The following is a 520-nucleotide window of genomic DNA, read 5'->3' as shown; positions in this document are numbered from 1 at the left end:
CGCGGCCTCTCTAACGTTACGGCTGAATACGAATTGCGTGAAGACGGTGGAGTCACGGTTATCAACCGTGGTTATTCGCAAGAAGATAAAAAGTGGACACAAGCCGAAGGCAAAGCGTATTTCGTTGGAGATGAAAACATCGGCCATCTTAAAGTTTCATTTTTTGGCCCGTTCTATTCTTCGTACATTGTGTTCGAGCTAGGAGAAAACTATGAGTACGCCTTTATTTCAGGTTTTAACCATGATTACTTGTGGCTACTTTCTCGGAAACCAAATGTCGATAAGGCGACGGTGGAGCGATTTAAGCGAGTCGCCAAAGAGAAAGGCTTTGTGCTAGATGAGTTGATCCTGGTCGATCAAAAACAGTAAATTGTCCAACTGCTGACCTTACAGTAAGGTTCGATGCTTCATAAAGCTCAGTGGTGTTTGTCCCGTTTGTTTTTTAAAGAACGCAATGAATGCACTGTCTGATGAAAACTCTAAGCAATGGGCAACATCACTGACTTGCCTCTCCTCACAC

At 43.8% G+C, this 520-nt stretch carries 1 protein-coding gene and 1 pseudogene; one reads left to right on the top strand and one right to left on the bottom strand.

Annotated elements, in window-relative coordinates:
* Positions 1-369 (top strand): lipocalin family protein (locus R7190_RS30670; protein WP_318138313.1); only part of this gene is annotated, 369 nt, incomplete at its 5' end.
* A gap of 18 nt (positions 370-387) precedes the next feature.
* Here the strand turns inward: R7190_RS30670 and R7190_RS30665 are convergent.
* Positions 388-520, bottom strand: a pseudogene (locus tag R7190_RS30665) (AraC family transcriptional regulator); the annotation flags it as partial.

This window comes from Vibrio sp. 1078-1 (assembly GCF_033340475.1).
Note: the sequence above shows the minus strand (reverse complement) of the source record. Positions and strands in the feature narration are given on the sequence as shown.